The 16,287-nt window shown below is 63.8% G+C and carries 23 protein-coding genes; 18 read left to right on the top strand and 5 right to left on the bottom strand.

Annotated features, from left to right (window positions below):
• Positions 1-169: 169 nt before the first annotated feature.
• On the bottom strand, positions 170-1,216 hold the full coding sequence (locus ACT4OC_RS19520; protein WP_444840670.1) for a TAXI family TRAP transporter solute-binding subunit: 1,047 nt from the start codon (positions 1,214-1,216) through the stop codon (positions 170-172).
• A 234-nt stretch (positions 1,217-1,450) separates the two neighbouring features.
• Here ACT4OC_RS19520 and ACT4OC_RS19515 point away from each other — a divergent pair, with 234 nt between their 5' ends.
• The 15 genes from ACT4OC_RS19515 (at position 1,451) to ACT4OC_RS19445 (ending at position 12,026) form a co-directional block, all read left to right on the top strand.
• Positions 1,451-1,855, top strand: coding sequence for a hypothetical protein (locus tag ACT4OC_RS19515; protein WP_444840672.1), 405 nt, complete (start codon positions 1,451-1,453; stop codon positions 1,853-1,855).
• Between the two features lie 177 nt (positions 1,856-2,032).
• On the top strand, positions 2,033-2,275 hold the full coding sequence (locus tag ACT4OC_RS19510) for a type II toxin-antitoxin system Phd/YefM family antitoxin (RefSeq protein ID WP_444840669.1): 243 nt from the start codon (positions 2,033-2,035) through the stop codon (positions 2,273-2,275).
• A 3-nt stretch (positions 2,276-2,278) separates the two neighbouring features.
• A complete protein-coding gene (locus ACT4OC_RS19505) occupies positions 2,279-2,716 on the top strand; it encodes a type II toxin-antitoxin system VapC family toxin (protein ID WP_444840668.1) in 438 nt (145 codons plus the stop codon).
• A gap of 170 nt (positions 2,717-2,886) precedes the next feature.
• Positions 2,887-4,149, top strand: coding sequence for a serine hydrolase domain-containing protein (locus ACT4OC_RS19500; RefSeq protein ID WP_444840667.1), 1,263 nt, complete (start codon positions 2,887-2,889; stop codon positions 4,147-4,149).
• Between the two features lie 92 nt (positions 4,150-4,241).
• Positions 4,242-4,592 (top strand): Lin0512 family protein, encoded by a 351-nt coding sequence (locus ACT4OC_RS19495; protein WP_444840666.1) that lies wholly within the window; start codon positions 4,242-4,244, stop codon positions 4,590-4,592.
• A 52-nt stretch (positions 4,593-4,644) separates the two neighbouring features.
• Entirely contained in the window at positions 4,645-4,872 is a 228-nt protein-coding gene (locus ACT4OC_RS19490; RefSeq protein WP_444840665.1) for a ribbon-helix-helix domain-containing protein, read from the top strand.
• Between the two features lie 110 nt (positions 4,873-4,982).
• A complete protein-coding gene (gene ilvD, locus ACT4OC_RS19485; RefSeq protein WP_444840664.1) occupies positions 4,983-6,701 on the top strand; it encodes a dihydroxy-acid dehydratase in 1,719 nt (572 codons plus the stop codon).
• A 39-nt stretch (positions 6,702-6,740) separates the two neighbouring features.
• Positions 6,741-7,376, top strand: a complete 636-nt coding sequence (locus ACT4OC_RS19480; RefSeq protein ID WP_444840663.1) for a class I SAM-dependent methyltransferase — start codon at positions 6,741-6,743, stop codon at positions 7,374-7,376.
• 114 nt (positions 7,377-7,490) lie between these two features.
• Positions 7,491-7,868 carry an ArsR/SmtB family transcription factor gene (locus ACT4OC_RS19475; protein ID WP_444840662.1) on the top strand — a complete coding sequence of 126 codons (378 nt, stop codon included), beginning with the start codon at positions 7,491-7,493 and terminating at the stop codon, positions 7,866-7,868.
• A complete protein-coding gene (locus ACT4OC_RS19470) occupies positions 7,868-8,404 on the top strand; it encodes an SRPBCC family protein (RefSeq protein ID WP_444840661.1) in 537 nt (178 codons plus the stop codon). Before ACT4OC_RS19475 ends, ACT4OC_RS19470 begins: the two co-directional genes overlap by 1 nt.
• Before the next feature lie 50 nt (positions 8,405-8,454).
• Positions 8,455-9,192, top strand: coding sequence for a DUF899 domain-containing protein (locus ACT4OC_RS19465; RefSeq protein WP_444840660.1), 738 nt, complete (start codon positions 8,455-8,457; stop codon positions 9,190-9,192).
• Between the two features lie 53 nt (positions 9,193-9,245).
• Positions 9,246-9,533, top strand: coding sequence for a hypothetical protein (locus ACT4OC_RS19460; RefSeq protein WP_444840659.1), 288 nt, complete (start codon positions 9,246-9,248; stop codon positions 9,531-9,533).
• A gap of 43 nt (positions 9,534-9,576) precedes the next feature.
• Positions 9,577-9,996 carry a GFA family protein gene (locus ACT4OC_RS19455; protein WP_444840658.1) on the top strand — a complete coding sequence of 140 codons (420 nt, stop codon included), beginning with the start codon at positions 9,577-9,579 and terminating at the stop codon, positions 9,994-9,996.
• Between the two features lie 193 nt (positions 9,997-10,189).
• Positions 10,190-11,407 carry an MFS transporter gene (locus ACT4OC_RS19450; protein ID WP_444840657.1) on the top strand — a complete coding sequence of 406 codons (1,218 nt, stop codon included), beginning with the start codon at positions 10,190-10,192 and terminating at the stop codon, positions 11,405-11,407.
• 142 nt (positions 11,408-11,549) lie between these two features.
• On the top strand, positions 11,550-12,026 hold the full coding sequence (locus tag ACT4OC_RS19445; RefSeq protein ID WP_444840656.1) for an MAPEG family protein: 477 nt from the start codon (positions 11,550-11,552) through the stop codon (positions 12,024-12,026).
• On the opposite strand, the gene ACT4OC_RS19440 is transcribed toward ACT4OC_RS19445, so the two are convergent.
• Complete coding sequence (locus ACT4OC_RS19440; protein WP_444840655.1) at positions 11,929-12,792, bottom strand: SDR family oxidoreductase; 864 nt, start codon at positions 12,790-12,792, stop codon at positions 11,929-11,931. The genes ACT4OC_RS19445 and ACT4OC_RS19440 overlap by 98 nt on opposite strands.
• A 71-nt stretch (positions 12,793-12,863) precedes the next feature.
• On the opposite strand from ACT4OC_RS19440, the gene ACT4OC_RS19435 reads away from it, so the two are divergent.
• Complete coding sequence (locus tag ACT4OC_RS19435; RefSeq protein ID WP_444840654.1) at positions 12,864-13,568, top strand: glutathione S-transferase family protein; 705 nt, start codon at positions 12,864-12,866, stop codon at positions 13,566-13,568.
• A 14-nt stretch (positions 13,569-13,582) separates the two neighbouring features.
• Positions 13,583-13,948, top strand: a complete 366-nt coding sequence (locus ACT4OC_RS19430) for an ArsC family reductase (RefSeq protein ID WP_444840653.1) — start codon at positions 13,583-13,585, stop codon at positions 13,946-13,948.
• 61 nt (positions 13,949-14,009) lie between these two features.
• On the opposite strand, the gene ACT4OC_RS19425 is transcribed toward ACT4OC_RS19430, so the two are convergent.
• A complete protein-coding gene (locus ACT4OC_RS19425; RefSeq protein WP_444840652.1) occupies positions 14,010-14,525 on the bottom strand; it encodes a hypothetical protein in 516 nt (171 codons plus the stop codon).
• A gap of 2 nt (positions 14,526-14,527) precedes the next feature.
• Complete coding sequence (locus ACT4OC_RS19420) at positions 14,528-14,701, bottom strand: hypothetical protein (protein ID WP_444840651.1); 174 nt, start codon at positions 14,699-14,701, stop codon at positions 14,528-14,530.
• Between the two features lie 140 nt (positions 14,702-14,841).
• Here ACT4OC_RS19420 and ACT4OC_RS19415 point away from each other — a divergent pair, with 140 nt between their 5' ends.
• Positions 14,842-15,432 (top strand): TetR/AcrR family transcriptional regulator, encoded by a 591-nt coding sequence (locus tag ACT4OC_RS19415; RefSeq protein ID WP_444840650.1) that lies wholly within the window; start codon positions 14,842-14,844, stop codon positions 15,430-15,432.
• Between the two features lie 26 nt (positions 15,433-15,458).
• On the opposite strand, the gene ACT4OC_RS19410 is transcribed toward ACT4OC_RS19415, so the two are convergent.
• Entirely contained in the window at positions 15,459-16,061 is a 603-nt protein-coding gene (locus ACT4OC_RS19410; protein ID WP_444840671.1) for a hypothetical protein, read from the bottom strand.
• Positions 16,062-16,287: the final 226 nt, after the last annotated feature.

Below are 16,287 nucleotides of genomic sequence, written 5' to 3'. Positions count from 1 at the left end.
AGAAGTACCAAACCAACCAGAGGAACTGGATCAGCGAGAAAGCGAAGATCAGATTCCTGAGATTGAGCTGTCCCTTCATCGTATCGATGGCCATGACCGCCGCCCGAGCCTGTTGGGGCGCCAATACATTGAAAGCGCGCCGATGCCGTCTTGGCTCACATCGCGCCGATCAGTTCTCGCCGGGTGAACTCGCGATCTTCCACTTATCGTTCCAGGCGTTTTGTTCTTTCAGGAATCTGGCAAGACCGGGATGCACGGGGATGTCGGGATTGGCGTTGATCCCGGCAACCTGCATGCCGATAAAATCCTGCGCCATCGGCGTGAAGCCAGGGTCCGCCTGTGCCAGCTTGTCCCGGTTCTTGTGGAACGCGCTCACCAGCTTGTAGACGATCTGTTCGGAGATATTCGTCCCGACATTGTAGCCGAAGAGGATCGGCACGCCCTGCAGCGTGTTGGGACCAACATCCTTGGTGAAGGCTTTCTTTGGATCGACGTCGGCAACCGAAAGGCCGGCGGCTTTCAACTTGGCGACCTCATCCGGACAGGGATTGACGACCTTGATGTCCATCCGGATCTCGGTCTCTTTCCAGTAGGGCGCGAGCGAGCGCCCGGCGGTGGTGTAGGTCGCCGAACCGACGATCGTGCCGCCCTGAAGGGCGTCGGAGTTGCTCTTCGGGTCTATATTGACGTGCTTGAACTGGTAACCCAGTATCTTCCAGATGCGCGCCCAGTTGAGCCAGTTCTGGAATCCAGCCGTGGTGAAGAAGACCGGCTTGCCGCTGAAATCCTTCCAGCATTTGAACTTGTCGGCCTCCTTGGCCGAGGTCGCCATCATCGATTCCATCGGATAGGCGTACCAAGTGTGCACGATCTTCGGCTTGACCGGCGTATAGTCCTTGAACGCGCCCTCACTGGCGTAGAACTGGGCCATGCCGACATCGGCGGTGTAGGCGATCTCGCCTTCGCCGTTCATTACCGCCTTCATGCCGACCGTGGGAGAGGTATAGGGTTGGACAGTGACGGTGTATTCGCCGCCGAGCGCCTCCTCGACGATCTTGACCATCGAAGCGGCGACCTTGTAGCCGTAAGAGTCGACGCTCGAGGTTGCCCAGCGTAGCGATTTGCGTTCCTGCGCCTCCGCCGGCAGCGCCAACGCCGCAAGGATTGCTGCAACAGCGGCCGGGGCTAGACGGCGACCTCGCTTCTCGAATGCCATGGCGTCCTCCCTATCTTGCTTGTTCAGCAATTGGTCGTCTGCCGGATCCTGCCGCCGTGCCTATCCTAGCCGATCCGCCCAGTCGTGCACGAACGCAATTCATGGCATTAGGGTGGCAAAACGCCGCTGATGTCCCGGGTTTGTAGACACTCCGCCAAGCCGATGCGTCCCGCAAAGCCGGCTTCTGCCTGAAGCTGTGATCCGCTCGGTTGCAGCGCCGGCCACGGGCAAGCCATCCTAGACGACGAGCGTCCGCCGTGGGGGCGCGCGTACGGGCTCTACCGAGCTACACCACCACAAGGGACACGGCCATCTCCACACTGGTCGCCTGCCGAAAAGAAGATCGCGCGCAGGGCGTTCGATCAAGCCTTGCAGGCGGCGCTTGGTCGAGTGATGGCCGAATTCAAGGCAAGGGCCAGCGCCGCAAGCACCTCTTCGCAGATGTGGGAGATCGAAGACTATCTGCGCCGGCAGCGGCGTGAGATCGACGAAATGTTCGACTATAGGTACTCGCAGCTCATTTTCGTCTTTGCCCGTCTCATTCGCGAGGGATTTCTGGACGAGAATCTCCTTGCCGGCTTGTCAGAGGAAAAGCGAGAGCTGGTTCGTTCCATCCTTTCGTATGCTGCGAAGGAATGACGGATCAATCGAAGGGTTGACCAGCGCATGTTTCGTGGGATGGCGGGTTACGCTTTTGCTAACCCGGTGGTCGCGGAGGCAACAAGACGGCGAAGCGGGCGGGGTCGGACGCGATCCGGCTTGCAAAAGCAAGACGTTGCCCTTATATGACTACTGTAGTCATATTGAGGTGCTTCCATGCGAGAAATCCAGCTTCGTGATGCGAAGGCCAATCTGTCGGCTGTCGTCGATGAGGCGATGGAGGGAAGGCCGGCGGTGATTACCCGTCACGGCAAACGGCAAGCCGTGGTCTTGAGCTATGAGGAGTGGGAGCGGCTCTCCCATGTCCCGACGTTCGGACGGCTACTGATGGCGGCGCCGCTCACGTCCGACGATCTGCCCGATCGCAACCGCGCCGGGTTACGGCCGGCCGATTTCTGAGCCTTGTATCTGGTCGACACCAACGTCATTTCGGCGGCGTCGCCAACCCGGCCCGTGCCTCCGGTGCTGGTCGAGTGGATGGAGGCGCACTCCACCTCATTGTTTCTCTCCGTCGTGACGGTGGCGGAGATCGAGGATGGCATTGCCAAACTGCGGCGTGAAGGCGCTGCGCGCAGGAGTTCGCATCTGTCTGAATGGCTGGAGGCCGTGCTGCACCTCTACGGCGATCGCATCCTTGCCTTCGACACGCCGACGGCACGGATCGCCGGCGCCCTGGCCGACCGGGCGAGGGGACTCGGCCAGGCGCCTGGCTTCGCCGACATCGTCATCGCGGCCACCGCGCGCCAGCACGGGCTGACGATCCTGTCACGCAACCTCAGGCATTTTGAGCCGCTGGGAGTTTCGGTGCTCGATCCCTTCGTGACCTTGCCGCTTCCATAGAACGACAAGCGGAGATCGATAGAAATCGCCGTGTGCAGTCACGGCGAGGTCGTTCGTCACGACAGAGCTTGGCAAGGCGCATCTTGCGAGGATCACCCAGCCCAAACGCGGGCTGTGCTTCACGCGATCTCATGTTACGACTCCCGCATCGCCTTGCGGAGTCAGCCTTCATGTCCGTCGCAACCGCCGCTGCCAATCAGCCGACGCCTTCCGCAACCGAGACCGATCCGCAAACCCTCGCCTGGATGCAGGGCTTTCCCCCGCCGCCCGACAAAACCATCACCTTCCACGACGGCTCCTTCCGCAGTTTCCCCGAGCTGCGCTGGGCGTGGAGCAACATCCGCCAGCTGGTGCCGACCGTGAATGTCTGGCGCGGGGCGGGGCCGGCGTCGGTGTTGCCGCGCGAGGATCATGACATCGGCGCGTCGGCTTCGGTCACGATGGACGGACGTCCCATGACGTTTGAGCGGATGTGTGAAGAGACCTATGCCGACGGGGTCGCCGTGCTGCACCGGGGGAAGCTGATCTACGAGCGCTATTTCGGCGCGTTGAAGCCGCACAAGCCGCACATCGCGATGTCGGTCACGAAATCGTTCACCGGCACGCTTGCCGGCATGCTGGTCGCGGAGGGCAAGATCGATCCGCAGGCACAGGTGGCGGACTATGTGCCGGAGTTTCGGGCCGGCGCGTTCGGCGATGCGCGCGTGCACGAGGTCATGGATATGACCACGGGGCTCGAATACACGGAAGTTTATACCGACAGGAATTCCGGCGTGTTCGCCTTGCGGCGTGCGAACGGCATGGCGCCGATCGAGCCGGGCTATGAGGGCGCCACCAACATTTTCGATTTCCTGTGCGCGCAGAAGAAGCAGGGCGAGCACGGCAAGGCGTTCGCCTACAAGACCGTCAATTCGGACGTGCTGGCCTTCATCTGCCGGCGGGCGAGCGGGATGACGCTGTCAGATCTATTTTCGGAGCGCATCTGGATTCCGATGGGGGCGGAGGAGGACGCGCATTATCACGTCGATCGCATCGGCACCGAAAGCGGCGGCGGGGGGCTTTCGACCACATTGCGCGATCTCGCCCGCTTCGGCGAGACGATCCGCAATCACGGCCGGTTCAACGGCCGCCAGATCGTGCCGTCATCCGTCGTCGAGGACATCGCGCGCGGCGGCGATCCCGAAAAATTCAAGCCGGCCGGCTACACCACATTGCCCGGCGCATCGTACCGGAACCAGTGGTGGGTGACGCACAATGCGCACGGCGCCTACATGGCGCGCGGCGTTCACGGCCAGGGCATCTACATCGATCCGAAGGCCGAGATGGTGATCGCGCGCTACGCCTCGCACCCCGTCGCCGGCAATGTCGCCAACGACCCCGTGACGCTGCCGGCCTACATGGCGCTGGCCAGGGACCTGATCGCCGGCGGATGACAGTATCAATTTACCGCATTTCTACTGTGCATGGGGTTGAATTGCGGATTCGGTTTTGACGTTCTTCCTGACAGGCAACGAAAGGAATTCCAATGGCACGGGTGCGCTGCATCACCGAGATGGGCATGGGCGTCGACGTCCACGGCAGGGACGCCACCAAGGCGGGCAAGCGCGCGGTGTCGGATGCGATCCGCCATTCCAGCATCGGCTTCTTCCGCATGCTGGGCAAGACGGCGAACGACATGTTCGTCGACGTCACCATCGCCGTGCCGAATCCGGAAAGCCTCGACAAGGCCGCGATCGCGAAGGAGCTGCCCTACGGCACGGTGACGGTGAACGCGGTGAAGGGCGGGCTGGAGATTCCGGCGGAGCAGGGGACGGATTCCATCCTGATTGCGAATGCCGCCGTGATCGTCAGCTTCGACGACGACAAGGGCAGCTAGCGGTCCGCCACCCAGCATGGTTGTATGAGAGAGATGCGATAAGGCGCTTCCGATGAACGTCAACCTTCATCTCGACGATCAAACTGCCAAGGAACTGGACCGAACGGCCGCGAAGCTAGGCGAGACTCGCGGTGAGTTGATCCGCAAAGCGCTACGCGAATGGCTGGACAGAAATGCGCCCGGCAGCGCTGCCTGGCCGTCGCTGATCCTTGAGTGGCAGGGCGTTCCCGACACGCCACCGTTCGAATCTTATCGTGGCGAATTGCTGCCGCCGCCTTAAAAACGTGCTGGGTGGCGTTGCGCCCGCAAGCAGGCCATGATGGTACGCCCTTATCAGTCCTCGCCAGCGGACTGGACGGCCCGCAACAAGAAGAATTCCGGGAGGCACCCTTGGTACAAGACAGCAGCACCTACTGGAAACGCTCGCGCGTCGAATTGCGCGCCGCCGGGTTCGATCCGGACCGCGCGGCGAACACCAGCGCGGTGGTCACCATCGCCGGCGCCTGGACCAATGCGCATCGCTGCAACAACCGCGTGCGGGGGATCGCCGACATGCTGGTCGAGATCCTCGGCGAGCGCGGCGGGCAGGGGCTGGTGGTCGGCGCGCCCGCGGTGTCGGACGCGCTGACGCAGGGCACGCCGACGGCGGGCTATAGCCTCGTGTCGCGCGACGTCGTCGCCGACTGCATCGAGATCGGCCATTACGCCCATCATGGCGACGCCATGATCGTGATCTCCGGCTGCGACAAGACCGGCGCTGCCGCACTGATGCCGCTGGCGCGCACCAATGCCTTCGGGCTCGTGCTCTATCCCGGCACGGCGACGCCCGGCCGGGTGTCATCAGGCGCCTGGGCCGCCAAGGGCAACAATCTCACCATCATGGATTATGCGGAGGCGCGGGCGGCCAACGAGAGCGGGCGGATTTCCGACACCGAGCTGCTCGAAGTCGAGCGCAACGTGATGCCCGGCAGCGGCACCTGCGGGGCGATGTTCACGGCCAACACCATGAGCACGATTGCCGAGGCGATCGGCATGATGCTGCCGCGCGGCGCCTCGCATCCGGCGGACACCGGCGCCGGTAGCGACATCCATGCCGACGTCCGCGCGCAGGCGCGCGCCTCGGTCGATGCGCTGTACCGGCTGATGGAGGCCGGCATCCGGCCGCGCGACATCATGACCGAGCGCGCCTTCGAGAACGCGATCGCCACCGTCTATGCCATGGGCGGCTCGACCAACATGTACCTTCACCTGCTCGCGATCGCGCGCGAGGCGCAGGTGCCGGTCACCATCGACCGCATCCAGGCGGTCGATGAACGCATTCCGCTGCTGGCCAATCTGCAGCCGCACGGCCCTTACGCCATGGGCAGCCTGCATGCGATCGGCGGCGTTCCCATCGTGATGAAGGAGCTGTTGCGCGCCGGCCTGTTGCACGGCGACGTCATGACCGTCACCGGCAAGACGCTGGCGGAAAACCTCGCCGCGGTGCCCACGCTGGAACAGATCGGCCGGCAGGATGTCGTTGCGCCCGTGAGCAATCCGATTGCGCCGCCGAACAACCATATCAGCGTGCTCAAGGGCAATCTCGCGCCGGAAAGCTGCCTGCTGAAACTCAGCGGCAAGACCCTGGAGAAGGGAGAGTTTCGCGGCACGGCACGGGTGTTCGAGTCCGAGGCCGACACCATGGCCGCGATCCGCGCCGGCGAGATCCGGCCAGGCAACGTCATCGTCGTGCGCAACGTCGGCCCGGTCGGCGGGCCCGGCATGCCCGAGATGGTGATGCTGACCATCCAGTTGCAGGGGCGGGGCCTCGGCGAGGACGTCGCGCTGATCACCGACGGGCGCTTCTCCGGCGTGTCGCACGGCATCCTGATTGGCCACATCTCGCCGGAAGCCGCGCGCGGCGGGCCGATCGGAGCCGTGCGCGAAGGCGACACGATCGTGATCGACCCGAAAGCGCGGACGCTGACGCTCGAGGTCAGCGACGACGAGATTGCCCGCCGCATGGCTACCTGGCGCGCGCCCGAGCGGGCCGAGAAGGCGCGGCCGGGCTCGGTGCACGACAAGTACATCCGCCTGGTGTCGTCGGCACATTACGGATGCGTGCTCTGAAGGTGAGCTGTAGTGGGGAAGCAGGGGCAGGGGACCGTCATGTTTCGTATCGTGGACAATGCGCGCTTCTGGGATCGCATGGCGCGCAAATATGCAGCCCACAAGATTGCCGATGTCGCGGGCTATGAGCGTACGCTCGAACGGACGCGCCATTATCTTAAGGGGAATGAGGCCGCGTTCGAGTTCGGGTGCGGCACTGGGACGACTGCATTGAGACTTGCGCCGTCCGTCGCGCACATCACCGCGACCGACATATCCGGCGAAATGGTCGCGATCGCGCGTGAGAAGGCCAAAGCGGAAGGCCAAGGCAATGCAACGTTCGAGGTGGCGCGGCCCGAGACGGCGCCGTGGCCGGACGGGGCCTTCGGTGTCGCCTTCGGCTTCAATGTCCTGCACCTGGTGACTGATCGCGCTGCGGTCCTGGCGGGTGTCCATCGGCTGCTGCGGCCCGGCGGGCTCTTCATTTCCAAGACGCCGTGCCTGAAGGAAATGAACCCGCTGATACGCATTGCCGTGCCCATGATGCAGCTGATCGGGAAGGCGCCCCATGTGGCGTTCTTGTCCGCGGAGGACCTGGAGCGCGAGATCGCGGCGGCGGGATTCGAAATCGTCGAACGTGCCCGCCATGGCTCGCGCGGCAAGGACGTGCGGCCGTTCCTCGTGGCGAGGAAGTGATTATCGATCTCGCGCGGCCTGCCTGACGGCGGAATCCCGCCGCTGACGCAGCCGTGATCGTCAATACTAAACCAATGGGTTGACTATCCGGTGGTCCCGTCTATATTCAACCATATGGTTGAACTTCACACCCCGCAGATGAATTCGGTCTTTCACGCACTTGGCGACGCCACGCGCCGCCGGATGCTGCGCGACCTTGCATCGGGCGAGCGCACGGTCGGCGAACTGGCGCAGCCATTTGCGATGTCGCTGGCGGCGGCTTCCAAGCACATCAAGGTGCTGGAAGGCGCAGGCCTGATCCGCCGCGAGGTAAAGGGGCGCACGCATGTCTGCCGGCTCGAACCCGGCCCCCTGGCGAGCGCGCATGAATGGCTCGGCTTCTACGAGCGCTTCTGGAACAGCCGGCTCGATCTTCTGGAGCAACTGCTGCGCGACGAGAGCGTTGCCGAGGAAAAGGCCAACAAAGCGAAATCGAAAAAGGGAGACCAGTAATGAACAAAGTTGCCAGTCGCGACGCCTATGGCACGCTGATCGAGCCGACCACGCTGAAGATCCAGCGCCTGTTGCCGGGACCGATCGAGCGCGTCTGGGCCTACCTCACCGACGGCGATTTGCGCCGCAAATGGCTCGCGGCGGGCAAGATGGAGATCAAGGCCGGCACCTCGTTCGAACTCGTCTGGCGCAACGACGAGCTCACCGATCCGCCCGGCAACAAGCCGGAGGGCTTTGGCGAGGAGCATCGGATGCAAAGCCGTATCACCGAGCTCGATCCGCCGCGCAAGATATCGTTCACCTGGAACGAGACCGGCGACGTCACGATCGAGCTGGAAGAGAAGGGCAGCGAAGTCCTGTTGACGCTGATCCACCGGCGGCTGCCGAACCGGAACTACATGCTGGGCGTTTCGGCAGGCTGGCACATGCATCTCGACGTGCTGGTCGCCCGTGCGCGCGGCGAGGAGCCCCCGCCGTTCTGGGACGGCTGGCTCAAGCTCAAGCAGGACTACGACCGCCGCCTGCCGCCGGAGTGATGCAGCGAAGCGGGCGCTCAACGAGAATCGCAACAAACAGGAGTTTCGTCATGAATCACAACGTCGTTTCGCCGCAGCAGTGGCAAGCCGAGTGGCAGCAAATGCTCGTCAAGGAGAAGGAATTGACCCGCGCGCGCGATGCGCTGGCCGCCGAGCGCCGCCGCATGCCATGGCAGGCCGTCGAGAAAAGCTACGAATTCGACGGGCCGAACGGCAAGTTGAGCCTGCTCGACCTGTTCGACGGCCGCCGCCAGCTGATCGTCTACCGCGCCTTCTTCGAACCGGGCGTTCACGGTTGGCCGGACCATGCCTGCATCGGTTGCTCGCTCGGCGCCGACCAGGTCTCCGATCTCTCGCATCTGCACGCGCGCGACACCTCGCTGGTCTACGCCTCGCGCGCGCCGCAGGCCGACATCGCGCGGCTGAAGGCGCGGATGGGCTGGCAGCATATCCCCTGGGTCACGATATCAGACAGTTTCGACAAGGACTTCGGCGTCGACGAATGGCATGGCCACAACGCGTTCATCCGCGAGGGTGATCGCATCTTCCGTACCTACTTCATCAATAACCGCGGCGACGAGGCGATGGGCACGGTCTGGAACTATCTCGACATCACCGCGCTCGGCCGCCAGGAGGAGTGGGAGGATTCGCCCGAAGGCTATCCCCAGAGCAAGCCTTACAAGTGGTGGAACTGGCACGACATGTACGTGCCCGGCGCCGCGCCCGATCCGAAATGGGTCGCGGTATCCGACGCAGGTGAGGCCGCATTTCGCAAGAAGACCGGCTGAACGGCAAGGCCTGACGCAAGGCCTGACGGCAGCATCCGATTGATGGAGAGGACATGAGCGAGGCTCAGGCCGGCGCGCGGCTCCGCGCGTCTTACGAAAGCGGCAACGCCATCGCGAAGAGTGTGGCCGACTGGCTGTACCTCGCGGCTGCGCCGACCTTCGCGATCATGGCGCTGCTGACGGGCGTTCTCGGCGGGCCGGCAGATGCGCTATGCTCGATCGGCGCTTCGCCCCTCGTCGGGATGATGCCGATGTATCTGCTGATGAGCGCCTTCCATCTGGCGCCCTGGCTGAGACTACTCGCGGGCCGGGGAAGCGGGGCCGGCCCGCGCTCGAACTGAAATGGCGCCGCTGCTTCTTTCAACACATCGTCGAAAGGGAAACATGAGTAACGCTTTTGCCGGCGGATGCGCCTGCGGCGCGATCCGCTATGAAATTTCCGCCGAACCCGTGTTCATGAATCATTGCCAGTGCCGCGACTGCCAGCAGGCCAGCGGCGCCGGGCACGGTTCTTATCTGACCTTTCCAAGCCGGAAAGCGGTCAAGCTGACCGGGCAGGCGACCCACTACGACATGGTCGCCGACAGCGGCAACGTGAAGACGCGCGGTTTCTGCCCGAGCTGCGGCGCGCCGGTCTACTTGACCTTTGCGGCGATGCCGGAGCTGTTCACCATCCATGCCGCGAGCCTCGACGATCCTGCCCGCTTCAAGGCGCAAGCTGTGACTTATCGCGCGCGCGGCTACGGCTGGGATCACGTCGATCCGGCCGTGCCGGCGTTCGACAGGATGCCGCCGGCGGGGTGAGCAGCACATTCCGTCATGCCCGGGCCTGTCCCGGGCATCCACGTTCTTCGTTCCGAAAGGCAAGACGTGGATGGCCGGGACAAGCCCGGCCATAACGGAAACTCACAAACAGGTGACGATTTTTTTCCGTCGGCATGTCGTCTTTCGCCTTCCTCGTTCGTCCTGGGCTGCGAGAGCAGAACGGAGAAGAACAATGCAAAACTCGAACTACCGCTGGGTCATCGTCGCCGCGGGCGGCTTGCTCGGCTGCGTCGCCGTCGGCGGGATGTTCTCGCTGCCGGTGCTGTTGCAGCCGATCGCGCGGGACACCGGCTGGTCGGTGGCCGGCATCTCCAGCGCCATGACCATCGGTTTTCTGGCGATGGCCTTTGCCAGCATGATCTGGGGCACGCTGTCGGACCGGTTCGGGCCGCTGCCGGTGGTGCTCACGGGCTCGATCGTGATCGCATCGAGCCTCGCGCTGGCGAGCCGTGCCACCTCGCTGATCGAGTTTCAGCTCCTGTTCGGGCTTCTGGTCGGGGCGGCGACGGCGGCGATCTTCGCGCCGATGATGGCAACCGTCACCGGTTGGTTCGATACCCATCGCAGCCTCGCGGTGTCGCTGGTCTCCGCCGGCATGGGCATGGCGCCGATGACGATGTCGCCGCTGGTCGCCTGGCTGGTCTCCAGCCATGACTGGCGGACGACGATGCTGATCCTCAGCGCGGTCGTCGCAGCCATCATGATTCCGGTCTCGCTATTCGTGCGCCGCCCGCCGGCGCTCGCCAGCGGCGCCGCTGCCCCCGGCGATGTCGGGCCGCAGCCGGAAATGTCGCGCGCCGAGGCGATCAGGTCGCCGCAATTCATCATCCTGCTCGCCACCAATTTCTTCTGCTGCGCCACCCATTCCGGCCCGATCATCCACACCGTGAGCTATGCGATCAGCTGCGGCATCCCGCTGATTGCCGCCGTGTCGATCTACAGCGTCGAGGGTCTGGCGGGATTGTTCGGCCGCGTCGGCTTCGGCCTTCTCGGCGACCGCTTCGGCGCCAAGCGCGTGCTCGTCATCGGCTTGCTGGTGCAGGCGTTCGGCGCGCTGGCCTACGTGTTCGTGCGCGATCTCGCCGCCTTCTATGCGGTGGCGGTGATGTTCGGCTTCATCTATGCCGGCGTGATGCCGCTCTATTCGGTGCTGGTGCGCGAAAACTTCCCGCTTCGCATGATGGGCACCGTGATCGGCGGCACGGCGATGGCCGGCGGCCTCGGCATGGCGACGGGCCCGATCGCAGGCGGCCTGATCTACGACACCTTTGCCAGCTACGCTTGGCTCTACATCGGCGCCTGGGGCATGGGCATCGGTGCGTTCCTGATGATGATGCTGTTCCGGCCGTTCGCGAAGACGCAAGGACAGGCGGTGCCGGCGACGGCGTGAGGTCGGGAACCATTTTCGCCGACGTCAGATTCGGCCCGAGGACGTTGCCTCGGGCCGTCTTGCCGACCGCGGCGATGCGGCATTCTTGATGGCGGGTCCGTCGGCATGTACAGATTTCCTGCGAGTGAAAAGGGGGAAATCGATGCCGTACTACACCGCGATCGTTTCGCTGCTAGCCGTGGCCGTTTACTTCTTCTTTGCGGCGCGCGTTGCCGTGGCGCGTGGCAAGTTCGGCGTGAAGCACCCGGCAACGACCGGCAATCCCGACTTCGAGCGCGTCTTCCGCGCGCACATCAACACGCTCGAGTGGATGCCGACCTTTCTGGTGCCGCTCTGGATCTGCGCGGTCTATTTCAGCGATCGCGCGGCAGCCGTCGTCGGGCTGGTGTGGGTCGCCGGGCGCATTCTGTATTTCTTCGGCTACAGCAGGGCCGTGGAGAAGCGGGTGCCCGGCTTCCTCATTCAGGCTCTGGCATGCCTGGTGCTGATTATCGGTGCGATCGCGGGGATCGTGAGGCGGCCTAGCTTCCGTCCCCTCCGAAATGTTCCGGCTTGCCCGTGGTCCAGGTCTCGCCCCAGTGCTGGCCGCCGCCGTCGACGGTCAGCGTCTCGCCGGTGACGAATTTTCCCGAGGGCGCGGCGAGATAGACGCAGGCTTCCGCGATGTCCCATGACGTGCCGGCGCGCATCATCGGGTTGGAGCGCGGGTAGGTGGCGCGGGCCTTCTCCGAGTAAACGTTCCAGCCCTCGGTCTCGATCGCGCCCGGCGCGACGCAATTGACGCGGATGTCGAGCGGCGCCCATTCGACGGCGACGGCGCGCGACAGTCCGATGACGCCGGAGCGGGCGGCGATGGTGTGGGCGATGCCGTACAGGCCGTGCGTCGTCACCACCACGATGTTGCCGATGCTGCCGGCATGTTTTCGCTCGCGCCAGCGCTGCGCAGCCGCCTGCATCATGTACCAGGTGCCGTTGAGGTTGGTGTCGATGACGGCGTTCCAGCCCTTGATCGAGAAGTCGATTGCCGCTTGCGGAAACTGCCCGCCGGCGCTGTTGACGAGGACGTCGAGGCGGCCGTGTTCGTCCCAGACCTTGTCGAACAACGCGGCCACGGCGTCCGGATCGCGGATGTCGACCGCGTGCGCGGAGGCCTTCCGGCCGTGGCCGACGAGATGCGTAACGAGCAGATCGAGCCTGGCCTGTTCGCGACCGGCCAGCACCACATGCGCGCCGAGCCGCGCGAACAGCCAGGCGATGGCGCGGCCGATGCCGCCGGCGCCGCCCGAGACCAGCGCGACCTGGTTCTTCAGCGCGTCGGCGGCATAGACGGTCGGATGAGTCGAGAGATCGTGATCGCTCGGCTCCGTTCTCTCTCGATCGGCCATTGGCGGCGAGGCCCTTGCTGTTTGCAATCGCGTCCGTAGATTAGCCGCCCAATCAACAAAGAACAGATGGCATGCCCGATCTCTCCGCCTTTCCCGTCACCAGACGCTGGCCCGCAAGGCATCCCGACCGTCTGCAGCTCTACTCCTTGCCGACGCCGAACGGCGTCAAGGTGTCGATCATGCCGGAAGAGGTGGGGCTGCCCTACGAGGTCCATCTCGTCGACTTCAACAAGGACGACCAGAAGACGGCGGAGTTTCTGTCGCTGAACCCCAACGGCAAGATTCCCGCGATCCTCGATCCCGACGGTCCCGGCGGGAAGCCGCTGCCGTTGTTCGAGTCCGGCGCGATCCTGCAATATCTCGCGGAAAAGACCGGCAGGCTGTTGCCCGCCGACGCCGCGCGGCGCTGGCAGGCGATCCAGTGGGTGCACTTCCAGATGGGCGGCATCGGGCCGATGTTCGGCCAGGTCGGCTTCTTCGAGAAATTCGCCGGGCGCGAATACGAGGACAAGCGTCCTCTGCAGCGCTATGTCGGCGAATCGAAGCGCCTGCTCGGCGTGATGGAAACCCATCTCGCCGGTCGGCAGTGGTTCATGGACGACGAGTACACCATCGCCGACATTTCGATGCTCGGCTGGGTGCGCAATTTGATCGGCTTCTATGGCGCGCGCGACCTCGTCGCCTTCGACGGGTTCAGGAGTGTCGCCGCCTGGCTCGAGCGCGGACTTTCGCGGCCGGCCGTGCAGCGCGGACTCGACATACCGAAACGGGGATAAGGGGGCGACCAGCCATGGCCAATACCATTTACGGCATCAAGAACTGCGACACCATGAAGAAGGCGCGCGCCTGGCTCGATGCAAACGGCGTCGCCTACGGCTTCCACGACTACAAAGCGGCGGGAATCGCCAGGGAGAGGCTGAAGGGCTGGAGCGACAAGCTCGGCTGGGAGACGCTGCTCAACCGCGCCGGCACCACCTTCAAGAAACTGCCCGATGCCGACAAGGAAGGCATTACCGAAAAGAAGGCGCTGGCCCTGATGCTGGCGCAACCGTCGATGATCAAGCGGCCGGTGCTGGAGCTCGGCGGCAAGCTGGTGGTCGGCTTCAAGCCCGAGATCTACGAGAAGGAAGTCGGCGGCAAGGCCGGGGCGAAGTAGAGCTTGCTAACGGCGATGTTACCCGCCTGTAGCGGGGACATCGAGTTTACGATGGTCGGCGCTAGGACGGCATGCGCCGTTCGAACTGCTTTCGCCACCCGTAGCGGGTGGTGCCTCGCGGCTTGTAGATTGAAAGCACCAAAGGCACGAACAGCACGCAGATGCCGCCGGTAGCATGGATAACGAGTTGCACGCCTGCTTCGCGAAGGGCGCCGTAAGGCAATCTCGTCTCGGTGGCGAGTTGTGCCGCGTGTTCGATCAGCTGCATCTTCAGAAGCAGAACGCCGGCGGCAAAGGCGGTCAGGAGCAGTTTTGTCAGGACCCAATAGTGCCGGAACAGGCCCCAAGGCGTACCGAGTGACTGGACGACACCGGTCAGAAGGGAAGTGATCGCCAGCGGCACGACGACGAAGCGGGCGATCAACTGCATTGCAGGGTAGGCAGCGTATATCGTCTGTGCGTCCCGACTAACCAGGCCGGCGATCGCGAGCGCCAGAAAGGCTGCAATCGCACCGAGCAAGCCGACCGAGGAAGCGACGTGCAGAGTAAGCGCGAACCTGCGCAGGTGCGGGGCCATTGTCAGTATGGGCTCTCCGAGGCGCTGCCGCTGGGTGTGCCGAAAAACAGCGTGCCGTGATGGCCTGCGCAGCCTCCATGCACAAGCACGACGAGCGGCAGGGCGAGGACGCCGACAGCGATCCCAAACCTCCGTAGCCAAAGCGGCGCGCCGGGATAGGGAGGTGGATCGGTCATGCGGGATTCCTCTCTGCTGCAATTTGTCGAAGCGGACGCTACGTGCGATAAGAATCGAAGCGCCCGGAGTCCGTCAACGAATAGTGCGGCAGCGACGTCCGTTACCGGACATTCCAGGCGATTTGTCCGGGAATAGTGAGATGGCCAAGAAGCAGATCGACCGTCGCGTCGCCCGCACGAGGACGATGTTGCAGCAAGCCCACCTGTCGTTGATCCTGAGAAAGGACTACGAGTCGATCACGGTCGACGAGATTTGCGAGGCGGCCAATATAGGCCGGTCAACCTTTTACGCGCACTACACCGGCAAAGACGATCTGCGAGGGAGCGGCTTGGAAAACCTGCGCAATCAGCTGCGCGAGCGGCAAAGAGAGGCTTGGGCGGCGCCAGGAGATGTCAGGGGCCGAAGTCTTGGCTTCAGCCTGGCGATGTTTGAACATGCCCGCGATCACCTTGATCTCTACAGGGCCCTGGTGGGCGGTCGTGGCGGCGTCGTTGCGCTCGGCACAATTCGCCAAATCCTTTCCGATATTATCCGCAACGAGCTTGCGGCGACCCCTGACAGGACGGCGCTCGACGTCATTCCACGCGAAATCGTGGTCCAATATGTCGTCGGCGCCTTCATGGCCGTGATGTCGTGGTGGCTCGACGGCGGCGCGAAGGAGTCGCCGCAGCGGATCGATGCGATGTTCCGGCGGCTGGCGACCGAAGGCATCCTGCGATCGTATGCTTGAAGATCACGCGCTCGCAAACTCGATCGTTACCCGAATTCCAGCAGGTCGCCGCTCGGGATGCGCCCGGGCGCGCGATGGAAGAGGTCGCGGTCGATGATGGTGCGCAGCTTCGGCACCGGCAGTGCGTCGTTGCCGCGCATGAGATTTTTGATCTCGAAGCCGCCGTCTTCGCTGATCGTCTTCAACGACGCGATCAAGTGGGTGATGTCGCCGCCATCCGCGAACGGCAGCAGCAGCCGCTCATAGGCGACGATACGGCCGTAGATGTCGTCGATATGGGCGATGGTGTAGGCGGGCAGGCGGCGGCGGATGCATTCGTAGTACACGGGCATCACGATGGGGGCGAGACGCGGACCGAGATATTCGTCGAGCAGGCGGCCTTTGCCGGTATGGCCGTAAGCGCTTGCCATGCGGGTACCGTCGCTCTGAATGGTCAACCTGGGCGGGCTCTGCGCGGCATCGACGGTATAGAAGACGAGATCGGGCATATCTTCCTCGATCCGCGTGGGCTGGAATTCCGCGACGGCCGGCGGCACATGGTCCCGGGCATACAGCCGCAGCCATGTGTTCAGGAAATCGCGCTGCTTGATCGATTTGACGACCGTCGGATTTGCGCTTTCGAAGTCCATGCTCCTACCGCCTGCTTTGAAAGCAAAACGCTGAAGTCTGCGATGGAAGGCCAAATTTTTGATGAAGGTAAGGGGCTGCTGCCAAACACGCTTAAGAAATGCTTTCCGGCCACTGGAACCGGGCGGCACGCGGCGGGCTTGCTGCCGCGAGCAGGCGGTAGGTATCGGATTGTTGGAGGACGCGGCGACAACTGCGGGCGAGCCGTCTTTCCGTCTTGCCTAACCG

The sequence above is a fragment of the Bradyrhizobium sp. genome, from assembly GCF_052389815.1.
Taxonomy (GTDB): domain Bacteria; phylum Pseudomonadota; class Alphaproteobacteria; order Rhizobiales; family Xanthobacteraceae; genus Bradyrhizobium.
The sequence above is the reverse complement of the archived record's forward strand: the minus strand, read 5'-3'. Positions and strand labels throughout refer to the sequence as shown.

What these genes read in the sequence shown, in the direction of transcription:
- ACT4OC_RS19440 (WP_444840655.1), bottom strand. Translation starts at nt 12,792, where the DNA reads ATGGCCGATCGAGAGAGAACGGAGCCGAGCGATCACGATCTCTCGACT.
- ACT4OC_RS19450 (WP_444840657.1), top strand. Translation starts at nt 10,190, where the DNA reads ATGCAAAACTCGAACTACCGCTGGGTCATCGTCGCCGCGGGCGGCTTG.
- ACT4OC_RS19470 (WP_444840661.1), top strand. Translation starts at nt 7,868, where the DNA reads ATGAACAAAGTTGCCAGTCGCGACGCCTATGGCACGCTGATCGAGCCG.
- ACT4OC_RS19475 (WP_444840662.1), top strand. Translation starts at nt 7,491, where the DNA reads ATGGTTGAACTTCACACCCCGCAGATGAATTCGGTCTTTCACGCACTT.
- ACT4OC_RS19490 (WP_444840665.1), top strand. Translation starts at nt 4,645, where the DNA reads ATGAACGTCAACCTTCATCTCGACGATCAAACTGCCAAGGAACTGGAC.
- ACT4OC_RS19410 (WP_444840671.1), bottom strand. Translation starts at nt 16,061, where the DNA reads ATGGACTTCGAAAGCGCAAATCCGACGGTCGTCAAATCGATCAAGCAG.
- ACT4OC_RS19520 (WP_444840670.1), bottom strand. Translation starts at nt 1,216, where the DNA reads ATGGCATTCGAGAAGCGAGGTCGCCGTCTAGCCCCGGCCGCTGTTGCA.
- ACT4OC_RS19500 (WP_444840667.1), top strand. Translation starts at nt 2,887, where the DNA reads ATGTCCGTCGCAACCGCCGCTGCCAATCAGCCGACGCCTTCCGCAACC.
- ACT4OC_RS19510 (WP_444840669.1), top strand. Translation starts at nt 2,033, where the DNA reads ATGCGAGAAATCCAGCTTCGTGATGCGAAGGCCAATCTGTCGGCTGTC.
- ACT4OC_RS19430 (WP_444840653.1), top strand. Translation starts at nt 13,583, where the DNA reads ATGGCCAATACCATTTACGGCATCAAGAACTGCGACACCATGAAGAAG.
- ACT4OC_RS19495 (WP_444840666.1), top strand. Translation starts at nt 4,242, where the DNA reads ATGGCACGGGTGCGCTGCATCACCGAGATGGGCATGGGCGTCGACGTC.
- ACT4OC_RS19455 (WP_444840658.1), top strand. Translation starts at nt 9,577, where the DNA reads ATGAGTAACGCTTTTGCCGGCGGATGCGCCTGCGGCGCGATCCGCTAT.
- ACT4OC_RS19420 (WP_444840651.1), bottom strand. Translation starts at nt 14,701, where the DNA reads ATGACCGATCCACCTCCCTATCCCGGCGCGCCGCTTTGGCTACGGAGG.
- ACT4OC_RS19415 (WP_444840650.1), top strand. Translation starts at nt 14,842, where the DNA reads ATGGCCAAGAAGCAGATCGACCGTCGCGTCGCCCGCACGAGGACGATG.
- ACT4OC_RS19480 (WP_444840663.1), top strand. Translation starts at nt 6,741, where the DNA reads ATGTTTCGTATCGTGGACAATGCGCGCTTCTGGGATCGCATGGCGCGC.
- ACT4OC_RS19465 (WP_444840660.1), top strand. Translation starts at nt 8,455, where the DNA reads ATGAATCACAACGTCGTTTCGCCGCAGCAGTGGCAAGCCGAGTGGCAG.
- ACT4OC_RS19460 (WP_444840659.1), top strand. Translation starts at nt 9,246, where the DNA reads ATGAGCGAGGCTCAGGCCGGCGCGCGGCTCCGCGCGTCTTACGAAAGC.
- ACT4OC_RS19445 (WP_444840656.1), top strand. Translation starts at nt 11,550, where the DNA reads ATGCCGTACTACACCGCGATCGTTTCGCTGCTAGCCGTGGCCGTTTAC.
- ACT4OC_RS19435 (WP_444840654.1), top strand. Translation starts at nt 12,864, where the DNA reads ATGCCCGATCTCTCCGCCTTTCCCGTCACCAGACGCTGGCCCGCAAGG.
- ACT4OC_RS19425 (WP_444840652.1), bottom strand. Translation starts at nt 14,525, where the DNA reads ATGGCCCCGCACCTGCGCAGGTTCGCGCTTACTCTGCACGTCGCTTCC.